Origin of the sequence: Paraliobacillus sp. JSM ZJ581, from assembly GCF_044383835.1 — a bacterium.
Taxonomy (GTDB): Bacteria; Bacillota; Bacilli; order Bacillales; family Amphibacillaceae; genus Paraliobacillus.
Genome location: NZ_JBISEP010000016.1, coordinates 38,980 through 58,701, shown reverse-complemented (window position 1 = coordinate 58,701; position 19,722 = coordinate 38,980). Strand labels below are relative to the sequence as shown.

The 19,722-nt window shown below is 33.7% G+C and carries 18 protein-coding genes and 1 pseudogene; 14 read left to right on the top strand and 5 right to left on the bottom strand.

The window, feature by feature from the left end; translation table 11 throughout:
• Nucleotides 1-160: 160 nt before the first annotated feature.
• On the top strand, nucleotides 161-799 hold the full coding sequence (locus ACH6CY_RS10140; RefSeq protein WP_374067216.1) for a YIP1 family protein: 639 nt from the start codon (nucleotides 161-163) through the stop codon (nucleotides 797-799).
• Nucleotides 800-878: 79 nt separating this feature from the next.
• Here ACH6CY_RS10140 and ACH6CY_RS10135 read toward each other — a convergent pair.
• A pseudogene (locus ACH6CY_RS10135) lies at nucleotides 879-1,220 on the bottom strand (IS66 family transposase); the annotation flags it as partial.
• Nucleotides 1,221-1,377: 157 nt separating this feature from the next.
• On the opposite strand from ACH6CY_RS10135, the gene ACH6CY_RS10130 reads away from it, so the two are divergent.
• From ACH6CY_RS10130 to ACH6CY_RS10110, 5 genes are read left to right on the top strand one after another with little or no spacing between them, the layout of a single operon-like run.
• The gene (locus ACH6CY_RS10130; RefSeq protein ID WP_374067215.1) at nucleotides 1,378-3,345 is read left to right on the top strand and encodes a BglG family transcription antiterminator; all 1,968 of its coding nucleotides are present in this window, start codon (nucleotides 1,378-1,380) and stop codon (nucleotides 3,343-3,345) included.
• 18 nt (nucleotides 3,346-3,363) lie between these two features.
• Nucleotides 3,364-3,819, top strand: coding sequence for a PTS sugar transporter subunit IIA (locus ACH6CY_RS10125; RefSeq protein ID WP_374067214.1), 456 nt, complete (start codon nucleotides 3,364-3,366; stop codon nucleotides 3,817-3,819).
• A 15-nt stretch (nucleotides 3,820-3,834) separates the two neighbouring features.
• On the top strand, nucleotides 3,835-4,146 hold the full coding sequence (locus ACH6CY_RS10120; RefSeq protein WP_374067213.1) for a PTS fructose transporter subunit IIB: 312 nt from the start codon (nucleotides 3,835-3,837) through the stop codon (nucleotides 4,144-4,146).
• Between the two features lie 11 nt (nucleotides 4,147-4,157).
• Nucleotides 4,158-5,168 carry a PTS fructose transporter subunit IIC gene (locus tag ACH6CY_RS10115; protein ID WP_374067212.1) on the top strand — a complete coding sequence of 337 codons (1,011 nt, stop codon included), beginning with the start codon at nucleotides 4,158-4,160 and terminating at the stop codon, nucleotides 5,166-5,168.
• Between the two features lie 27 nt (nucleotides 5,169-5,195).
• Entirely contained in the window at nucleotides 5,196-6,383 is a 1,188-nt protein-coding gene (locus ACH6CY_RS10110) for a MalY/PatB family protein (protein WP_374067211.1), read from the top strand.
• Nucleotides 6,384-6,523: 140 nt separating this feature from the next.
• Here the strand turns inward: ACH6CY_RS10110 and ACH6CY_RS10105 are convergent, their stop codons facing one another.
• The 3 genes from ACH6CY_RS10105 to ACH6CY_RS10095 form a co-directional block, all read right to left on the bottom strand.
• Entirely contained in the window at nucleotides 6,524-6,709 is a 186-nt protein-coding gene (locus ACH6CY_RS10105) for a hypothetical protein (RefSeq protein WP_374067210.1), read from the bottom strand.
• 35 nt (nucleotides 6,710-6,744) lie between these two features.
• A complete protein-coding gene (locus ACH6CY_RS10100) occupies nucleotides 6,745-6,969 on the bottom strand; it encodes a hypothetical protein (protein WP_374067209.1) in 225 nt (74 codons plus the stop codon).
• Nucleotides 6,970-7,311: 342 nt separating this feature from the next.
• Entirely contained in the window at nucleotides 7,312-7,629 is a 318-nt protein-coding gene (locus ACH6CY_RS10095; protein ID WP_374067208.1) for a hypothetical protein, read from the bottom strand.
• 258 nt (nucleotides 7,630-7,887) lie between these two features.
• On the opposite strand from ACH6CY_RS10095, the gene ACH6CY_RS10090 reads away from it, so the two are divergent.
• The 3 genes from ACH6CY_RS10090 to ACH6CY_RS10080 all read left to right on the top strand — a co-directional run bounded on the left by ACH6CY_RS10090 (nucleotide 7,888) and on the right by ACH6CY_RS10080 (nucleotide 11,365).
• Nucleotides 7,888-8,580, top strand: a complete 693-nt coding sequence (locus ACH6CY_RS10090; protein ID WP_374067207.1) for a response regulator transcription factor — start codon at nucleotides 7,888-7,890, stop codon at nucleotides 8,578-8,580.
• Nucleotides 8,558-10,771: a HAMP domain-containing sensor histidine kinase gene (locus tag ACH6CY_RS10085; RefSeq protein WP_374067206.1), complete on the top strand. Its 2,214-nt coding sequence runs from the start codon at nucleotides 8,558-8,560 to the stop codon at nucleotides 10,769-10,771. The genes ACH6CY_RS10090 and ACH6CY_RS10085 overlap by 23 nt, the downstream gene beginning before the upstream one ends.
• Before the next feature lie 75 nt (nucleotides 10,772-10,846).
• On the top strand, nucleotides 10,847-11,365 hold the full coding sequence (locus tag ACH6CY_RS10080; RefSeq protein ID WP_374067205.1) for an RNA polymerase sigma factor: 519 nt from the start codon (nucleotides 10,847-10,849) through the stop codon (nucleotides 11,363-11,365).
• 112 nt (nucleotides 11,366-11,477) lie between these two features.
• Here ACH6CY_RS10080 and ACH6CY_RS10075 read toward each other — a convergent pair whose 3' ends face one another.
• Nucleotides 11,478-12,248 (bottom strand): HD-GYP domain-containing protein, encoded by a 771-nt coding sequence (locus ACH6CY_RS10075; protein ID WP_374067204.1) that lies wholly within the window; start codon nucleotides 12,246-12,248, stop codon nucleotides 11,478-11,480.
• A 625-nt stretch (nucleotides 12,249-12,873) separates the two neighbouring features.
• On the opposite strand from ACH6CY_RS10075, the gene ACH6CY_RS10070 reads away from it, so the two are divergent.
• From ACH6CY_RS10070 to ACH6CY_RS10050, 5 genes are all read left to right on the top strand, one after another.
• Nucleotides 12,874-13,473, top strand: coding sequence for an N-acyl amino acid synthase FeeM domain-containing protein (locus tag ACH6CY_RS10070; RefSeq protein WP_374067203.1), 600 nt, complete (start codon nucleotides 12,874-12,876; stop codon nucleotides 13,471-13,473).
• A complete protein-coding gene (locus tag ACH6CY_RS10065; RefSeq protein WP_374067202.1) occupies nucleotides 13,470-14,228 on the top strand; it encodes a ThiF family adenylyltransferase in 759 nt (252 codons plus the stop codon). Before ACH6CY_RS10070 ends, ACH6CY_RS10065 begins: the two co-directional genes overlap by 4 nt.
• 667 nt (nucleotides 14,229-14,895) lie before the next feature.
• Nucleotides 14,896-16,827, top strand: a complete 1,932-nt coding sequence (locus ACH6CY_RS10060) for a fructose-1,6-bisphosphatase (protein ID WP_374067201.1) — start codon at nucleotides 14,896-14,898, stop codon at nucleotides 16,825-16,827.
• A 214-nt stretch (nucleotides 16,828-17,041) separates the two neighbouring features.
• The gene (locus tag ACH6CY_RS10055) at nucleotides 17,042-17,902 is read left to right on the top strand and encodes an aldose epimerase family protein (protein WP_374067200.1); all 861 of its coding nucleotides are present in this window, start codon (nucleotides 17,042-17,044) and stop codon (nucleotides 17,900-17,902) included.
• 483 nt (nucleotides 17,903-18,385) lie between these two features.
• Nucleotides 18,386-19,708 carry an MATE family efflux transporter gene (locus tag ACH6CY_RS10050; protein WP_374067199.1) on the top strand — a complete coding sequence of 441 codons (1,323 nt, stop codon included), beginning with the start codon at nucleotides 18,386-18,388 and terminating at the stop codon, nucleotides 19,706-19,708.
• The last annotated feature ends 14 nt before the right edge of the window (nucleotides 19,709-19,722 follow it).

Below are 19,722 nucleotides of genomic sequence, written 5' to 3'. Positions count from 1 at the left end.
CTCCTTCGAGAATTAATCTATGAAGATTATCTCATCTGGAGACTGAGTTGCATACGTGTGTAGTATTTGACGCTTACATTTCATTTATACTTATATTTATTACTGGAATAATAGAAGCATATGTATCACCAAATATTATTAATATATTGAGGAGAGTATCATGAAATTAAAGATAGATAGCTTATATAAAGTATTACTATATCCAAAGGCCGTTTTCAGATTAAATTTGAAAAGTTATAATTTATTATTGCCTATACTTATAATAACAATAATTTCAATAGGCTTATCATATGTGAATTCAATATTTTTTGCGGCTCAATCTTTAGATAACAACAACGAATATATAAGACCGATCATATTGCTATTTTCAGTATTTATTAGTAGTGTTTCTCCATTCGCAGCAATAATAGTGGTTTCAATTATAAATTATATAGCTTTATTAGTAATGCGTAGTTATGCAAGTTTTAGAAAATTGTTTATAGTAGGAATCTATTCATATATTCCTTTGTTAATTAGTTCACTTTTAAATATAGTAGTCTCTTTGTTTTACGGAAAACCCTTAGGTTTCACGATATTATCCCTTAACTCCTTAGAAACAGACCCGAAATCTTTATTTTCTTACTTTTTAAATAGTTTCAGTTTATTCGGGGTATGGAGTTTGTATATTTATACTATAGGTATTATAACTATATTCGAGAATAAGAGTTTTTCAAATAAAAAAATAATTGTAATAACTTTTATCAACGTACTTATAACAATATTAAACGCAATATGGAATTATTTATCAAGGGCAACGTGATACGGAATTCACGAGTAAATACGTAAGCGTCAAATAGCCCATACCTATCATTCAGGTCTGGGCTGATGCTATAATTGAATTACTTCTTACTTGGTACGCGGCAAACTTCTGGTAAGGCGTCTGACCAAGGTAGATACTTTTTGATTGCATTAGAATCTGTCAGATCTACATTAGGAAGCTCCTCAAATAAATATTTTAGATATGCATAGGGATTAAGGTTATTTTCCTTCGATGTTTCAACGACACTATAAATAAGAGCACTACTTTTTGCATCCTTAGCTGTGTTGCTAAATAGCCGATTTTTTCTTCCTAAAACAAAGGGTTTAATTGCTCTTTCCACACGATTATTATTCAACTCTAATCGCCCATCCAAAAGAAAGGCTTCCAGTTTAGACCATAGTAACTTGCAATATTTGACGCTTACAGTTATAAAAGTAAGCACTTGCCTTTAAGTGCTTCTTTTTTTATGTGTGATAAGTTAAAGAAAAACCGTTATATCATTTCCTTTATGTAAAGGAAAAAAGCTGTCTGTCTATAAAGTAATCGTCAAATTATAATTAAATCGAGGGGGAAATTCATTGCTTTCATATATGAACAATCGAATGAGAGAAATTTTGAAACTGCTTTCAGAAGCAGAGAGTTATGTTACTAGTGAAGAATTAGCCAAAAGCTTGGAGGTGACATCACGAACAATTCGAGGAGATATTAAAACATTAAATGATGCTTTTGTGAATTATAACGTGAAGATTAGTTCAAAAAAAGGTAGTGGCTATCGTTTAATGTATCACTCTAATAAAGACTTCAACAGGTTAAGCGAACAGATAGACAAGCTAGATGCTTTAACTGATTTGAATCCTGTTACCCCCGAAGATCGAACAAGATATATTGTCAAAAGACTATTATATTCAAAAAAGGATATTAAAATTTTAACATTAATGGATGAATTATATGTCAGTGAAACGACGATAAAGAAGGACATTCAATATGTAAAAGCTGTTTTGAACAAATATAATATTAGAATTGTAAAAACCAATTCAGGCATACATGCTGCCGGTCATGAGGTAAATAAGCGTTTTTGTATTTCTGACTATTTAATCTATCGTACACAGCTTGAAGATGACATCATACTAGATTTGATCAATAGTAATAATTATTTGGTAACAAAAAATGATTTGGATCACATTACTGAGATTCTTCTTCAACATCTGAGTGATCCCGAAATGGAAGTGTCCGATGATGCCTTGAAAAAAATTGCGGTTCATACTGCCATTTTAATCAGTCGTTATAAATCGGGAAAATCTATAGATGTCAATACAGAAGGCTTATCTGAGCTAACAAATGAAAGCGAATACAAGATATCAAGAAAAATAATTAATGCAATGAATATGAGGTTTGGATTATCACTTTCCGAAGATGAAGTAGCCTATTTAACTATGCATCTGGTAGGAAACAGAGTATTGCATAAAGAGTTGAAATCTAGTGAGAATTTGTCTGATCTTTTAGGTGAAAGAGTATATCAGCTTTCTAATGCGATTATTAATGAGGTTGACTCCTGGATGGCTGGAATTGATATTACAAATGATGAGGAATTGATCTACAGCTTAGGATTACATTTAAAACAGTTAATGACTAGGTTATCATTCAATATGAATTTCAGGAATCCATTGCTTGACAAGATAAAAATTAAATATCCGTTAGCTTTTGAAGCTGGGGTTATTTCTGCTAAAGCTATTATGAAAGAGACAGGATATCGCGTGAATGAAAGCGAAATTGGTTTTTTAGCCCTTCATTTTGGTGTCGCCATTGAAAGAAAAACCTATCATCCTAGTAACAAAAAGAAAATAGCATTAGTATGTGCATCCGGAATGGCAACCTCCGAGTTATTATTAGCTAAAGTTTCAAATCTATTAAATGATAATTATTATATGATGGGTGCCTATGCATTACATCAACTGGAAGAATTGCTGGAGCAGAAACCAGATATCATTTTGACCACGGTACCAATTGAACGAGATATCGACATTCCATTCTTATTAGTACCAACAATTTTAGATGATAATGATGTCATTGATGTAAAACAGTTTTTGGATAAGCCAAATGGAGGAATTAATGTTTTCACTCAGTTTATGAAAAAAGAGTTATTTTTCCCAAAAGCAAAATTTAAAACAAAACTAGAGGCATTGAACGTACTTACAGATCAAATGATCAGTAAAGGGTTTATTTCGGATGAAACGAAGCAATCAATTATGTCGCGAGAGCAAATTGCTCCCACAGCTATTGGTAACTTTGTGGCAATTCCACATCCGGTTGAGCTTAACAACGATCAATCGTGTATTTGTACATCTATATTGGAAAGTGAGGTCTCCTGGTCTGACAGTGAAGAAGTTGCATTAATTTTTATTATTGTTTTAGAAGAAAAATGGCGGTCGAAATTTCAGGAAATATTTACTGCGCTTTACGATATTATTCATTCCAGTGAAAATATTTTGGAATTAATAAAAAAAGAAGATTACGAAGGCTTTATTCAAAAGATAGAGTCTCTGTAGAGTAGGAGAATACATCTAATGAATGCTACAGATCTAATTAATAAAGAACTCATTGAATTTGACGTGCAAGCAGAAACGAAAGCAAAAGCCTTGGGTGAAATAGCTAGGATAGCATATGAAGCAGGTAGAGTGCAGGATCAGCAAAGCTATTTTCGGGGATTGATGGAACGAGAAAAAGAATTCACTACTGGCTTTGGTGACGGAATCGCAATACCTCATGCAAAGTTAGATGAGGTAAATGAACCGACTATATGCATTATAAAATTAAGCAATCCAATTGACTGGGATGCAATGGATGACCAGCCCGTTCAATTGGTGATTGCGATGGCAGTACCAACACAAAATGAAGGCAAACTTCACTTAAAGCTCCTCGCAACTTTATCAGAACAGTTGATGGAAGATGATTTTAAAGAAGCTTTGTTATCAGCTTGTACAAAAGACGAGATATATCAAGTTGTATCTAAAATTTTTTAAGATGGAGATGATCGAATGAAAATTGTAGCAGTAACGGCATGCCCTGCGGGGGTTGCACACACGTATATGGCTAAAAAAGGGTTAGAGAAAGCAGCGAAAAAAGCGGGTTATAAAATTAAAGTAGAAACACAAGGATCAATGGGCATCGAGAATGAAATTAAAGAGAAAGACTTGGAAGTAGCAGATATCGTTATTTTAGCTATTGATACTAAAATTGATAAATCAAATCGCTTTGATGGTATGAAGGTACACGAAACTTCTGTTGCTGCTGCTGTTAAGAATGCGGCTAAAGTAATTGAAGATGCAGTTAATAAATACAAAAACTAGAGGTGAATAAAATGAATGACTTAAAAAAGCACTTAATGACAGGTGTTTCCTATATGATACCTATTGTTGTAGCTGGGGGGATTTTACTTTCATTAGGTGTCATCATTGGTGAAGAGAGTACATTCGGAGCAGAGTTGGTCAATTACGGTGTATGGACACTTGGATTAATGGTTCCAATGATTTCAGGTTTTATTGCTTATTCAATGGCTGATCGACCTGGCATAGCGGTCGGATTGGCGAGTGGTGTTTTTGCAAGTGAATTAGGAACTGGTTATATCGGAGGGATTTTAGTTGGTTTCTTCGCTGGTTGGATTACCAATCAATTAAAAAAGATTCCGCTACATCCAATGATTGCTGTTATTAAACCTGTAATGGTCATTCCCTTATTAGGTATCGGTGCTTCAGCGCTATTTATGCATATTATCTCCATTCCATTAGCGCCTGCTATGACTGGTTTAGAAAATTGGTTAAAAGGGATGGAAGGGAATAACTTGCTGTTCCTAGGGTTCATTATAGCAGCTATGATGGCTTTTGATATGGGGGGACCAGTTAATAAGATTGCACTGGCATTTAGCTATGCTACTCTTGCAGAAGGAGTTTACGCACCAATGGCAGCTTGTTGGATTGGTATCATGGCTGCTCCGTTAGGCTTATCATTATCAACATTAATTTTCCCTAAAAAATTCTCAAAGTCTGAAAAAGCAAACTCAATACCTGCAACCATTATGGGCTCGTTAGGGATTACTGAGGGAGCAATACCATTTGCGGTAGCAACTCCAATGAAGGTTATTCCCGTAATTACCATTTTTTCAGGTATAGGTGGAGGTATTGCATTAGTTTTAGGTGCAGCTTCGCCGATTCCGGCATCAATAGGAATTTGGGGACTACCTTTTGTCCAACAACCTTTAATGCTTCTACTTGGCCTGGTTATTGCTGTTGTTCTCATCGCTGTATGTGTAGGTGTTTTAAGAAAAGAAAGCGATGTATCTGAAAGTGATGATGTAGCATTATCTTTTGAATAAATACATGTAAAAGTGAGATGTTCTAAGATGGTTTATAACTTTGATCAAGAAATTAACCGAATCGGTACGTATTGTACACAGTGGGATTTTATATCGGATCGATTTGGAACGATGGATGTCATTCCTTTTTCCATTTCTGATATGGATTTTCAAAGTCCCCAAGAAATATTGCATGCCATTCAAGCGCACACAAAACATGGTGTTTTTGGTTATACCCGATGGAATCATGAGGATTTTAAATCAGCTATCTCAAAATGGTATAAGAAGCGATTTAATACACATATAAAAAATGAATGGATCGTTTATAGTCCGAGCGTTATTTATACGATATCAAAGTTAATAGAAATATTAACAGAAGAAGATGATTATATCGTTGTCCAGACACCTGGATACGATGCATTTTTTAAGCAAATACCTTACGCTAATAGGAGCGTAATGGAAAATCCGCTTCTATATATTGATGGAGAATATGAATTGGACTTGCTCGATTTAAAGAATAAACTGTCACACTCGAAAGCAAAAGTTCTACTCTTGTGTAACCCGCACAATCCTACAGGAAGGGTTTGGAGAGAAAGTGAATTAGCAGAAGTGGTAAAACTGTGTGAGCAATATGAAGTTAAAATTATATCAGATGATATTCATATGGATATGACACTAAGAACACCGTATAACCCAATTATTAATGTTGCTACCAATTTGGATCATATATTCATTTGTTCGTCTGCAAGTAAAACATTTAATACACCGAGCTTGGGTGGATCTTATGCATTGATTCCAAATCCGATAGTTAAGGAAAAGTTTAATACGATAATGAAAAATCGTGATGGTGTTTCAAGCGCAGCAATATTTGGAATGTTAGCCGTAATGGTCGGCTATAATAGTGGGGACACATGGGTAGATGCATTACGCTCCTACATTCATAAAAACATGAAACTTGTAAAGAGTTTTATCGACAGTGAGTTACCAGCTATTAAATTTACTATTCCAGAGTCTACTTATCTAGCGTGGATTGATTGCTCTAATTTAAACGTCACCAATGCAGAACTGCAAGCTGCCCTTATTAATAAGGGAGGAGTAGGGATAATGTCTGGTGAGGTTTATAGAGAAAAAAAAGGATGCTTTATAAGGATGAATGTAGGCTGTTCTGAAAAAAAGGTGCTAAAGGGTCTGGAAGGAATAAAAAAGGCTGTTAGGTGTATAGAGGAAAAGCAGTAAATAGGTGTAATCAAATAAACTAATATAGAAAAGAATTCGACTAGGTAAGTCGGATTCTTTTTATGCTAATAAAGTTAATTTCATATAAAAAAGACACACGTCCTCTAGTGAATGTATTTGGACAGAAGTAAATGATTGGATTATATCATTTCTAATACAAACATGGATAAGTGATGTCTAATAAATAATTGAACTTTTCTTCCCTCGATGTTGCATTCTTTAAGAGCTTCTGATTGTTCTTCCCATGAAATTTTTGTTTCTTTTTCTAATTTAGCCACTTCTTCTTCTATCCAATAGTGATATTTAGCATAATTTTCATTCGCCAAATATTCATCTTGAAATTCGTCAGGACATTCAAAATTTAGATTGTAAAGCCATTTTCGAAAAAAACTTCATCAAATTCAATAAACTTTTGCTCCAATATATCCATGAAATCGTTCATAAATTCTTCAACAAAGCGCTCTACTTTCATTTTTTGTTCCAGATTAGATAATGTAAGGTTGTTAAAATTTTTAGTATCCAACCACAATATCTCTTTTAGAATGTTGATTATTTTTTCTTTTATAATAATCACCCCGTCTTTCATCTCTAATTAATACTATGTTGTTATTACAAAAATTAATTCCGTGTATAAAACTAGCATCTTATTAAAAATATATTGTGGCGTTAATTGGTGAAATTCTAAGATTAAATAAAGGTATTAATAGATAATTTTTTGCATGCTTTTTATTTTTTTATCTATCCATATATCTTGTTTCTCTTTTAATTGAATTAGCTATGCTAGAATGAATTCATAATAGAAACATGCTGTAGTGCGCGATCATCACTTGATTTTTGAGACATGTACACCATCAATTATCCATTATTATTAGTTGTTATCATAATAATGGTACTAATCATAATAAACGTCATTTTTTAGAATCAACTTCTATAGTAGAGAGGATCCAAAGAAATTCTCCGCTATACTAATTACTTTAAATTGATTCGTCTCTAATTGCAGTTCCTTTGCAATTAATGTAGATATGTCTTTTTTGTTTAGACGACTCCAACCTCGAAAACTTACTGGGCCTTGTTTTCTCCAATCACCTGCTGCCATTAACTTATTGTTTTTTGTAATGTCTGGACAATTTTCTTTGTCTTCAAAATAAATCATTAAATCGAACTGTATTTCTTTAGGTTGCTTTTTTATTTGAACAATAAAACTCGTAATAGAGAACGCTAACAACCCAACGGTTAAATAGATCACTCCGTCTCACTCCTTGTTGTATTTAATCCTCATACTATAATATGTATACGTTTTCTAATTAGAGAAAGTTTCGCAAAGATGAATTTGTTAACTGGTGTAAAATAAAATAAGAAGTTAATCATTCAAACCTGCACAAGGGGAACATGTCTTTTCTATTAAATCTTAAGAAAATCTTAAGATTTATCATAATGAAATATTAAGATTTTCTTTGTAAGATAGTGTTAATGAAATAATGGCAGGGAGAAAGAAGGGTAAATGTTGCAAAAATATAATGTATTAGTTGTTGATGATGAAAAGGAGATTCGTGATGCCATTGAAATATATTTGAAGAATGAGGGCGTGGCAGTATTAAAAGCGAAGGATGGGATTGAGGCGTTAGAGATCATTCACGAAAATGAAATTCATTTAATTCTCTTAGATGTGATGATGCCAAGGTTAGATGGAATCGCTGCAACTTATAAAATTAGAGAAAAGAAAAACATCCCTATTATTATGTTAAGTGCCAAAAGTGAGGATACAGATAAGATATTAGGGCTTCAGGTCGGAGCGGATGATTACATAACGAAGCCATTTAATCCAATGGAGCTTGTTGCGCGTGTGAAATCACAATTAAGAAGATATGTCACTTTCGGTACGTTTAATGGTGGAAAAAAAGTGATTGATTTGAAAGGGTTAGTTATTGATCAAGATGCGAAGCAAGTGACGATTCACGAAGAAGTCGTCAAGCTTACACCGATAGAATATAAAATAGTCGAGTTACTCATGACACATGCTGGTCGTGTATTTTCTATCGATGAAATATATGAAAGGGTTTGGAATGAACCTGGCTACAACGCTGAGAACACGGTTGCTGTACATATAAGAAAAATCCGTGAAAAAATTGAAATAGACGCTAAAAATCCTAGATATTTAAAGGTGGTGTGGGGAATTGGATACAAAATGGAAAAGTAAGCTAACTATCTTCGTCTGGACAATCTTATTAACGCTAGGTATTACTGGGGTTTTATCACTAGTAAACAATGGTGGCAAATATTTATACAAAGATTATTTTCAAACATCGCAATTTCAAGGAGAGCTAGCTGAATTTGCAGGCTATCTAAATGTATTTGAATTAAACAATATTTCTTTAGCAGAAGCAAAAAAATCGATAAGCATAACTCAAGAAGAAATAGAAGAACATCGAACCCGATATGGTGCGTTAACCGATCAAGTTGAAAATATTAAAGACCAATATGAGAGTAGCATTCAAGGCGCACTAGATGCGGATAATCAAGAAGCTGCTGATGCATTTAGGGCAGAAAGAGATGCATTAATTGACGATATTGTAACTAATTTTAAAGACGATGAGCATGTAAAAAAGAAAATAAAGAAAGAAAAAGAACAACAATTAGAAGACTATTACCAAGAAATTGCTAGCTATCGTTCAGATTATGAAGCTTATACGGACTCCTTTGTCTATTATTTAAAGAATAAAGAGACGGGAGAAGTAAAAACAAATGTAGAAGTAACATCGAATGAATCAGAAGTTTCTCCTTTTGAGGGAAAGGATCTTTTATATGTAACCGACTATAACATTCAAGCAGATTACTATCCGAATTCTCATTATCTATTTGAAGAAATTGCGTCTATGATTGATGAACCGACCAATCATAACTTTCAAGGGAAAATAGGGGTTTTCCCAAAGTTAGCAGCATCTAGTCCAATTAAATTTGCCTATGACAATTATGAACAAAAACAATTATTGTTTTGGATCTATGTATTTGTAGCGTTAACTTCTCTCGTTTTTTGTACGATTTATCTTAAAAAATCAAAGCGTTTATCCATTGAACTCGATAAATGGAAACCATATTACAGAAAGGTACCACTTGATCTTCGAATAGGGTTGTTTATTCTATCAATATTATTTAGTTATTCTTCGATGCATAAAATGAATCAGCAAATCCTTTATATTTTTGATTATGCTACGGCATATGCAATCAACGTAGTAACATGGCTACTTATTTCATCATTTCTTTTACTGTTAACAATTATTCAGTTTAAGTATTTGTTAGAGGACATGAAGCATGTGGCGTATGTTCAAGCGGAATGGGAAAATGCTTATGTTCGAAAAATTTTTCGTAGCTTAAAAGATGTGTTTCTTCATTCAAAAACAGGTACACAGTTCTTTTTACTTTTAGCTGTCGTATTTGGTTCTGGTCCAGGCGCCATTTTTGTCTTTGCTTTCATGGGTATAGAATTGTTAGTTGCGTATGTCATTTTTCTTTTTGTTATTGGCCTACCGGTTTTGCTTTATTTAATTAGAAAAGTCGGATACTTTAATAGAATTGTACAAAAAACAGATGAAATTGCTTCTGGTAAGTTAGGTAGCGATCTGGAAGTGAAAGGTAATTCAGCATTGGCGCAGCTTGCAAACAATATCAATGTTTTGAAGCATGGCGTTAAGACATCACAAAATGAACAGGCAAAAAGTGAGCGCTTAAAAACCGAATTGATTACCAATGTTAGTCATGATTTACGGACGCCACTCACTTCCATTATTACTTATACCGAATTGTTGAAGTCAGAGGAAGTTTCAAAAGAGGAACAGCGCACTTATGTAGAAGTAATTGACCGTAAATCGAAGCGGTTAAAGCTGTTAATTGACGATCTATTTGAGGTTTCAAAAATGGCAAGTGGGAATTTGGAAATCACAAAAGAAAAGGTCGATCTTGTTCAGTTACTACAGCAGGCTTTAGGTGAATACAACGAGATGATTGATGCATCTAGTTTGCAGTTTAGAATAACAAATGTGGAGAAACCGATTTATGCCTATGTAGATGGTCAAAAAATGTGGCGTGTATTTGAAAATTTAATTGGCAATATTCTTAAATATGCAATGGATAACACCCGTGTATATATTGTTGCATCAACGGTTGATGGGAATGCAGTGATTACATTCAAAAATATATCAAAATTCGAGCTTAATGATAGCGGAGAAGAACTGTTTGAAAGATTTAAACGAGCGGACACCTCCAGACATACGGAAGGTTCTGGTTTAGGGCTTGCCATTGCAAAATCTATTATTGATCTTCATGATGGTCGTTTTGATATTGATACGGACGGTGATTTATTTAAGGTATCGATCGCTCTGGAACAAGCATAGTTTCTAATTGAAAGAGTATGATAACAAAGTACTTAATGATCAGTTAACTAGCATGGTAAGGAAAGTAGGATGGTTATGAATCTGATAATAGATTTTAATGCAGTATATCACAGTCATTTTATAAGGTTAAAGCACATCGCCTATGCGATAACGAAAGATTATTATTTAGCTGAAGATGTAGTTCAAGAGGTTTTCATCAAAGCATGGAACAATCTAGAACAACTCAATGAAGCAGACAAGCTCGGTGCTTGGTTGTCAGTAATTACTACACGTACTGCAATTGATTTTATTCGTAAAGAACGAAATAAAAATGGGATCGTCACAGAGCAAGAAATACTAGATTTTATCGCAGATGAGGTGCAGCAAAATGTAGAAGAAGAAGTGGTTTTTCAATTGTTGCGAAAAGATATAAAGCAAGCGCTTGAAACACTTAAACCCGATTATCAGCACGTGATGACACTAAAAGTCGACAAAGGATTAAAGGAAAAAGAAATTGCAACTGTACTTGATATTAATACGAGCACGGTGAAAAATAGAATTCATCGAGCACGAAAAAAATTAAAGGTAAAACTATCAGATCGATTGAGTAGTTAGATGAATAAAAAGAGGCTGACTATTGACTTATATAGTTAGCCTCTTTTGCATATGTACCATGGTGACTAATCGGAAGAAGAATGTCAACCTAGTCTATCGTTTAAATCGTAAATTATAATAAATTTGTTAACTCCTCAAATTCATTTAATGGGTCATGGGAATCATAATATATTTCTTTAAATGCTGGTTTAGCATGCTCAATTGCCTGAGCAAGATTAGGATCAAACTGTGTTCCTATCCCGCCTTCTAATCTTTGAAAAGCTTCTTCAATAGGAAGCTCATCTCGGTATGCTCTTGTTGATGTCATTGCATCAAAAGCATCGGCAACGGCTAGTATTCGAGCGACAATTGGGATCTCTTTTCCTTCTGCTCCTGTTGGGTACCCTTTTCCGTCCCATCTTTCATGATGATATAAGACACTACTTTTCATTTCTTCTAATCCTTCTACTTTTTCAACCATTTGTGCCCCAAAGGTCGGATGACTTTTAATAATTTGATATTCTTTCTCTGTTAACTTCGTAGGTTTTGTTAAAATCTGCTCAGGGATGTTAATTTTTCCTATATCATGAATAAGTCCACTTAAACGTATATATTTCAATTTATGTTCTTCTTGAAATTCAGGTAGTTGTTTAGCTAATGCAACGGCATATTGACTAACCCTTTCACTATGACCGAATGTGTATTGATCTTTTGCTTCAACAGCCACAATAAAGCTTTGAACAACTTGTTCAATAGTAAGTTCCATGGAATGAATAATAGTATGAGCTTGTTTATTGTGAAGTGTGTATAGCTTCGTTAATAATAAATAACTAAATGTCGATACGATGATGTATAATAAAATACGGTTTGAAACGTCAATAAAATCTATGTAAAATGAATGCATTGGAAAATAGATACTAACTAGAGCTAAACAAAACATTCCCAATATAGAGTAGATGATAGAAAGGCAACGCTTGCTATATAAACTATTAATGATTGGGATAAGGAGAAAATAACTCCAAGATTCTGTATAGCCAGAGCCAAAGTATAAACAAATGATTACAAACACCACGAACAATAAAATGATATGTTTCATGATGCGTGGAGAAAAAGTCATGAATCGAAAGAGCATAAATAGTATTAGCCATATTGAGATACAAAGCAGTAATATACTAAGGTTTGCTCTAGAGAATGGAAGGTTAAACCATTTAAATAAAACATTCCAAATAATGCTAAGCATAATGTAGATGAAAATAATTTGGAAAATTTGATGATTTAATCTTTGAGTATGTTCTTGAAAAGCTGTCTTTAGTAACTGTTCCTTTTCTTGTGTGAATTTAATCATGTTGCTATCATCCTATATTATTGTATTGAGAAACAATTAAGCTCATTGAGAGTTTATCATTTTTATGTCGATATAACTAGAGTTTTATAAATTGTTGTAACTAATGCTTGCGATCCTTTTATCACCCTTGATCAATAGATAGAAATGAAAAGAATGTTACACAGTTAATAAGGAGCGTGAGTCAATGAGAGATTACTATTTTGGAACTGTGGAAGGAGTGCTTCGTCAAGAGGCAATTGCATTGCACCACCAACGTTATAAGGAGGTAGGCTTTTTTGAAAGAAATCAAAAAGATCCTTATGAAGGGTGCTCGACTTATTTTGTAGCGCAAACGATGGATTCGAAAGAAATTGTAGGTGTTACTAGGCTTATATTTTTAAACGTCAATGATCTTCCGACGATAAAACATTTCGATCTCTTTGAAGATGAGTTATTAAAGCTATCTCACATGGATGATCATAAATATGCTGAGATTAGTGCATTTACAAAGATGCCAAAACATGATGTTGGATTAGGTTTAATAAAAACAGTATTAAAGTACTCATTAAATAAAGACATTACGTATTGGGTATGCTGTATTGACGAAAGAGTATATAATTATATGCATCGTATGTTTAAATTTCCTTTTAAAATTATTGGAGAACCTAATGTTTATTTAGGATCAAAAACCATTCCGTGTTTGTTAAATTTATCAGAATGCCTAGCTATATTAAAAGAAAAACGTCGTGAATTACATGACTATTTAGTAGTACATGAAGAGGATGAGATGGAGGTAGTGAAATGATTAAGGAGCAATTCATTAGAAACATAGGAATTATGACAGAACAAGAAGTTGAAAAGCTTCATAGTACAACAATTGCTATTGCAGGGTGTGGCTGCATTGGTGGCTTTTCAGCTGAATTACTTACTCGAATGGGTGTTGGTACATTATATTTGGCAGATCCTGACGTGTTTGATGTTTCAAATATAAATAGACAATGTGCAGCAACACATGAAACCATTGGTCAGAGAAAAGTAGCAGCATTAAAAAAACATTTACTTTCTATCAATCCTGAATTAGAAGTTCAATGTTACTCAGAAGGGATCAATGAAGCAAATGTAGATGCTTTTGTACAGGATGCAGATTATGTAATAGATGCAATCGACTATTTTGCATTTCCTGAATCTGTTATTCTCCAACGAGCTGCTCGAAAGAAAAACGTATATGTGACGACTGCAGTAGCTTTGGGATTTGGTACATCTGTTTTAACTTTTTCGCCATCCGGAATGAAGCTCGAAGAATATGTTGGGATTTCAACAGAAGCATCAATCGCTGACTTGCGAGGCCAAATATTTCCGCCAACTGGTTATAGTAAAAATCTTCCTAGCTATGCTACAGAGGAAAAAATAACGGAATGGCTTCAAGATAAAACGATACCAACAATTAGTGTAGGTCAGGCATTAGGGCCAGGTGCTCTTGTTTCACAACTTGTGCTGCATTTGTTAAATCGAAAAAATCCACCTATTGTTCCAAAACGTTTTCAGTTACAATTTGAATAAATAAGCTTATTTTTGTTAGTCAACATAGTAAAGATAAGGAGATGTCAGTTTCTTTTTTGAAAATGTTGTTTAATGATTGAATAATAAATATAATTGTAATAGATTAATAGACTTTAGAAATAAAAGGTGCATACAAAATTGATCCGTATCTATGTAAATGTACAAGTTTTTTGTAGGATTGTTCAATTCTTGTAATGGTGTAAGGATTAATGGAGTCGTTTTCTTTCAATTAGACAAGGAGGTGGATGGTCTTGAAAAAAATATTTTTAAGATTACTTATATTTACTGTGATTTATCTAATACTTACTTTGATAACTAGTATGTTGTTACCTGACCTAAGTAACATAATGGATAGTTTCAAGTTCGGTATTATTGTCGTTATTGGTTTATCCGTTACCGATTTAGTCATGAAAAAAATGAACTACAAAAGTGATGATTTTTAGTTGGCAAGGTGTACCAATTTAAACGTAGTATTGTCAGTTATTATGATAATCAGTTGGCAATGTTCTCTCATATAACAAGAAGGGAAGCAAACGTATTTTGTTTGCATGATTCATTAATATGTGAGCGATTTCAAAATAAACCATCCGTGTGGTCGGGTGGTTTTACTTTAATTATTTTCTAATTTGTTCTCATACATATTTTTATGGAAAGGATTGCATCATTCTTGAACAAAAAATTACTAGACTTGTTGCATGAACAATTTAATAGTGAAGAAAAAATAGTTACTGAGATTATTAATCTTGAAGCCATTCTTAATTTGCCAAAAGGGACAGAGCATTTTGTTAGTGATTTGCACGGGGAATATCAAGCCTTTCAACATGTGTTGAGGAATGGTTCAGGGAGGGTAAAAGAAAAGTTAAATGAACTGTTCACAAATCAATTAACGGAAGAAGAAATTAGTGAATTTGCAACGTTAGTATATTATCCAGAAGAGAAGCTACACTTAATCAAGAATAGATTTGATAATGAACAAACGCTTCACAATTGGTATAAAGAAATCATTGAGCGATTAATCAAACTAATTTCTTTTGCTTCTTCTAAGTATACCCGTTCAAAACTGCGCAAAGCGTTGCCGAAACAATTTGTTTATATTACGGAAGAGTTACTTTATAAAACAGATGATTCTACAAATAAGAAACAATATTATCATCAGATTTTCAAACAGATTATTGATTTAAATCAAGCAGACAAGCTGATTATAGGCCTTGCTTATTCTGTTCAACGATTGGTCGTTGATCACCTTCATGTCGTGGGGGATATTTATGATCGTGGCCCTCAACCTGATAAAATTATGGATACATTAATTAATTATCATTCTGTAGATATTCAATGGGGAAATCATGATGTACTTTGGTTGGGAGCTTTTTCCGGTTCGAAGGTTTGTCTTGCCAATATTATTCGAATTTGTGCAAGGTATGATAATTTAGAGATTATTGAAGATGCATATGGGATCAATCTTCGTCCACTGCTAAACCTTGCTGAAAAATATTATGCAGATAACCCAGCTTTTCGTCCCAAGGTACAAGCTGGTGATGAGGTTTCTGAGTCAGAACAATTGCAAATTACAAAAATTCATCAAGCGATTGCAATGATTCAGTTTAAGCTTGAAATGCCAATTATTAAAAGAAGACCACATTTTAATATGGCTGAACGACTGTTACTTGAAAAAGTTGACTATGAAAAGAATGAAGTAACGATACATGGGGTAACATATCCTTTAGAAAATACATGCTTTGCTACTGTTAATCCAGAACAACCAGAACAATTGCTTCCAGAAGAAGTGGAAGTAATCGACCGCCTGTTAATTTCTGTCCAACATTCTGAGAAGTTAGCAAGACATATGAATTTTCTTATGGAAAAAGGCAGTCTTTATCTTCAATACAATGGGAATTTATTAATTCATGGTTGTATTCCTCTAGATCCAGAAGGAAATATGGAAAAAATGGTTGTTGAAAACAAACCGTATGGTGGTCGTGATTTACTCAATATTTTTGAATCTTATTTACGTCAATCCTTTTCACAACCTGAGATGACAGATGATCTTGCGACAGACATGGTTTGGTATTTATGGACTGGGGAATACTCTTCTCTTTTTGGTAAAAGAGAAATGACGACTTTTGAACGGTATTTTATAAAAGATAAGAAAACGCATAAAGAGAGGAAAAACCCTTATTACTATTTACGTGAAAACGAAGAAATCTGTCGTAGTATTTTAACAGAATTTGATCTTGATCCGGATACAGGCCATATTATCAATGGGCATACTCCTGTTAAAGAAATTGAAGGAGAGAATCCAATTAAGGCAAATGGCAAGATGCTTGTTATTGATGGTGGTTTTTCAAAGGCTTATCAATCGACGACAGGTATTGCTGGTTACACATTATTATTTAACTCATATGGGATGCAGCTTGTCGCACATGAACATTTTAATTCAAAAGAAGAAGTACTTCGTGATGGAACAGATGTTTTATATGTTAAGCGACTAGTAGATAAGGAATTGGAACGAAAAAAAGTATTAGAAACAAACGTGGGAGAGGAATTATTACAACAAGTATCACTGCTAACGATGTTGTTAGAGGATAGATTTGTAAAATGAGAATTCAAGTGTGCAAATAGTGAGAAAAGAGAGTGGCGCTACCTGAAAATTAACATTTCACTTCGTCGCTCTCTTTTGTTTGTGTGATACATAAGTGAACGAATCAAGAAACAATTGGATATGCTAACGATGTTGTTGAATCATGAAAAGGAAGAATAATTATTGTGAAGCGTCAAGTGTGATAGATACAGTTTTGAAATGAAGGAGTTACTTTATGTTTAAATTGGAGCAATACACAGAGAAAAATAATAGATTTGTTAGATTGAAAAATGAAAGAGTGGCTTGCTGGTTAACCATTTGTTTAACCCAAGGCGGAATGGTGACTGAATTAGGTGTGAATGGAGAAGAATTACTTTACTTGAATAAGGAAACATTATTTGATGAGAAAAAACCTATTCGAGGAGGAATTCCGGTCTTGTTTCCGTCATCTGGTAAACTTAACGACAATGCATACACTTGGAACGAGAGACAATATCAGATGCCATTGCATGGTTTTGCCCGTGACCATTCTTGGAACGTCGTATCTACTAACTTAGAGGAGGAAGTTGGATCAATCACTTTGAGTTTAGAGAGTACAGAAGAAATGCTACAATTATATCCATTTGATTTTAAATTACTATTTACATATAACATAGCGAATGATGGGTTAACAATTACACAATCTTATCAAAACAACACAAACGAACCAATGCCAATCTATCCAGGTTTTCATCCATATTTCCAAACAGAAAATGAATGGATAACGATAAATACAAAGGCGCCTACTTACTTGGATTTGAAAGATAATCAAGAAAACGAATTTAGTGGATCTATCAAAAAGCAAGATCTAGAACCGTCTGTGATCTTTACAAATAAACAAGCTGGTACTGTTTCTATTCAGGTAAAAGAACAACTAGTGATGATGGCATATGGATCGGAATTTAAATACACCGTCTTTTGGACAGAAAAGGGAGAAAATTATGTATGTATGGAACCATGGATGGCCCTACCTAATGCATTAAATGAGAAGAAAGGTTTGGTTTGCGTGGATGCAAACAGTCGTCTAGACACTTTTGTTTCGTTCAAAGTTAGTTAGTAATATTTTAGTTTCCTATCAATAAAACCAATAGGGAAAAAATATGAAGAGAAATTAGTTAATTGAAATAAAGTTGAAGATGTTTTAGAAAGATGTACTAAACTTCTTTACAAATGTGTCTTCTTTGAAAACCTAAAACGGGAGTAGTATAATGTAAAAACTATTAAAATTAATGTTGTTTTGTCATTTCCTGATTTAGAAGGGTGATAAATGAATGGCTGAATCTTGCATGGATTTTAATCGATTGATAAAGAAAATAAATAAGTTTAGCTTAATCGTTTTAAGATAGATGAAAAAGGATACGCAACACGCTTTTTACCTTTGTAAATAGAGGGCAACTATATACTTAAGTGTGTATCCAGAAAACGAAAAAGCAATGCATTTATATGAAAAGTTTGGCTTACGTTTAAATAGAGAAAAGTACGAAACTAGGTTTGTTTCCGGACTAGTAATGGAAGCTGAATTAATAAGGGGAAATAAAGTATGAGCTCAAGAGAATTTACATTACATCAATTAGATACACAACCAATAGGGCGTATTTTAATACGTTACTTGCTACCGTCAATGATTGGTATGCTTTTAATGGCATTTAATTTTGTTGCTGATGGCATTCTTGTAGGGAACCGTTTAGGGGCGAATGCTCTTGCAGGGGTCGGTATATCTGCACCGGTATATACTTTATTTTTAGCGATATCCCTTTGGATAGGAATTGGTGCCGCAACAAAGTATTCTATGGCAATGGGGTCGAAAAAGCCAGAGGAAGCTCGTGTTATCTTTACACATGCTATACTTGCTATTTTTTCAATTACACTAATCATTGGTTTAATTGCTTTTAGCTTTCGTGATACGTTAGCGTATATGTTAGGAGCAAACCAAGATACGTTTCCTTATGTTTCTGATTACCTATTTGTTATCTTGTTATTTGGCTTTGTTTTTACTATCGAGAATACGTTTAGTGTATTTGTACGTAATGATGGTGCGCCTAATTTAGCGATGGCTTCACTTATTGTCGGCGCTGTACTTAACATTGTAATGAATTATGTGTTTCTATATATACTTAATTTTGGTGTGATGGGTGCTGCTTCTGCGACGATTATTTCTGCCTTTGTGGCAATTTTAATTTTGTCTACACACTTTTTTAAGAATAAAAGTAATTTAAAGCTTGTTCGATTTCATTTTAATAAGAAGCTACTCTGGGGAGTGATTATTATTGGTTTCCCGAGTTTTCTGTCTGAAATAGGGATTTCTGTCTTTACCATTTCTCATAATATTGCTTTTGAACGAGTTGCTGGGACAAGTGGTGTGGCGGCTTTTTCTATTCTTAACTATACACATAGTGTGATGCTGATGATGTTTTTAGGGATGGGTTCTGCCATACAACCCCTTATTAGCTATTATCATGGAGCGAATAAAGAGGATAGAAAGCGAGATACGCTGCGAAAATCGATGTTTATTGCCATTTTGGCTGGCTTTACTTTTTTTATCATTGGACAGTTATTTGCAGGGCAAATTGTTTCCATATTCGGTCAATTCCCAAATGAGGTTACTGTACTTGCGGTACAAGGTATAAAGCTGTTTTTCATCGCTTATCTGTTCACAGGGATTAATTTTGTGATGATGACATATTATCAATCTGTTGGTAATGTTCGCATGGCAACATGGATAACTGCTTCTCGTGAAATCTTAATTATGCTTATCTTTTTGGTTGTTTTACCACCGATGATTGGTACAAATGGTATTTGGCTTGCGATACCAGCCTCTGAATTTGTTGTATTAATTAGCATTTTAATGTATCAACGAAAATAGGGACAAGTTATGAA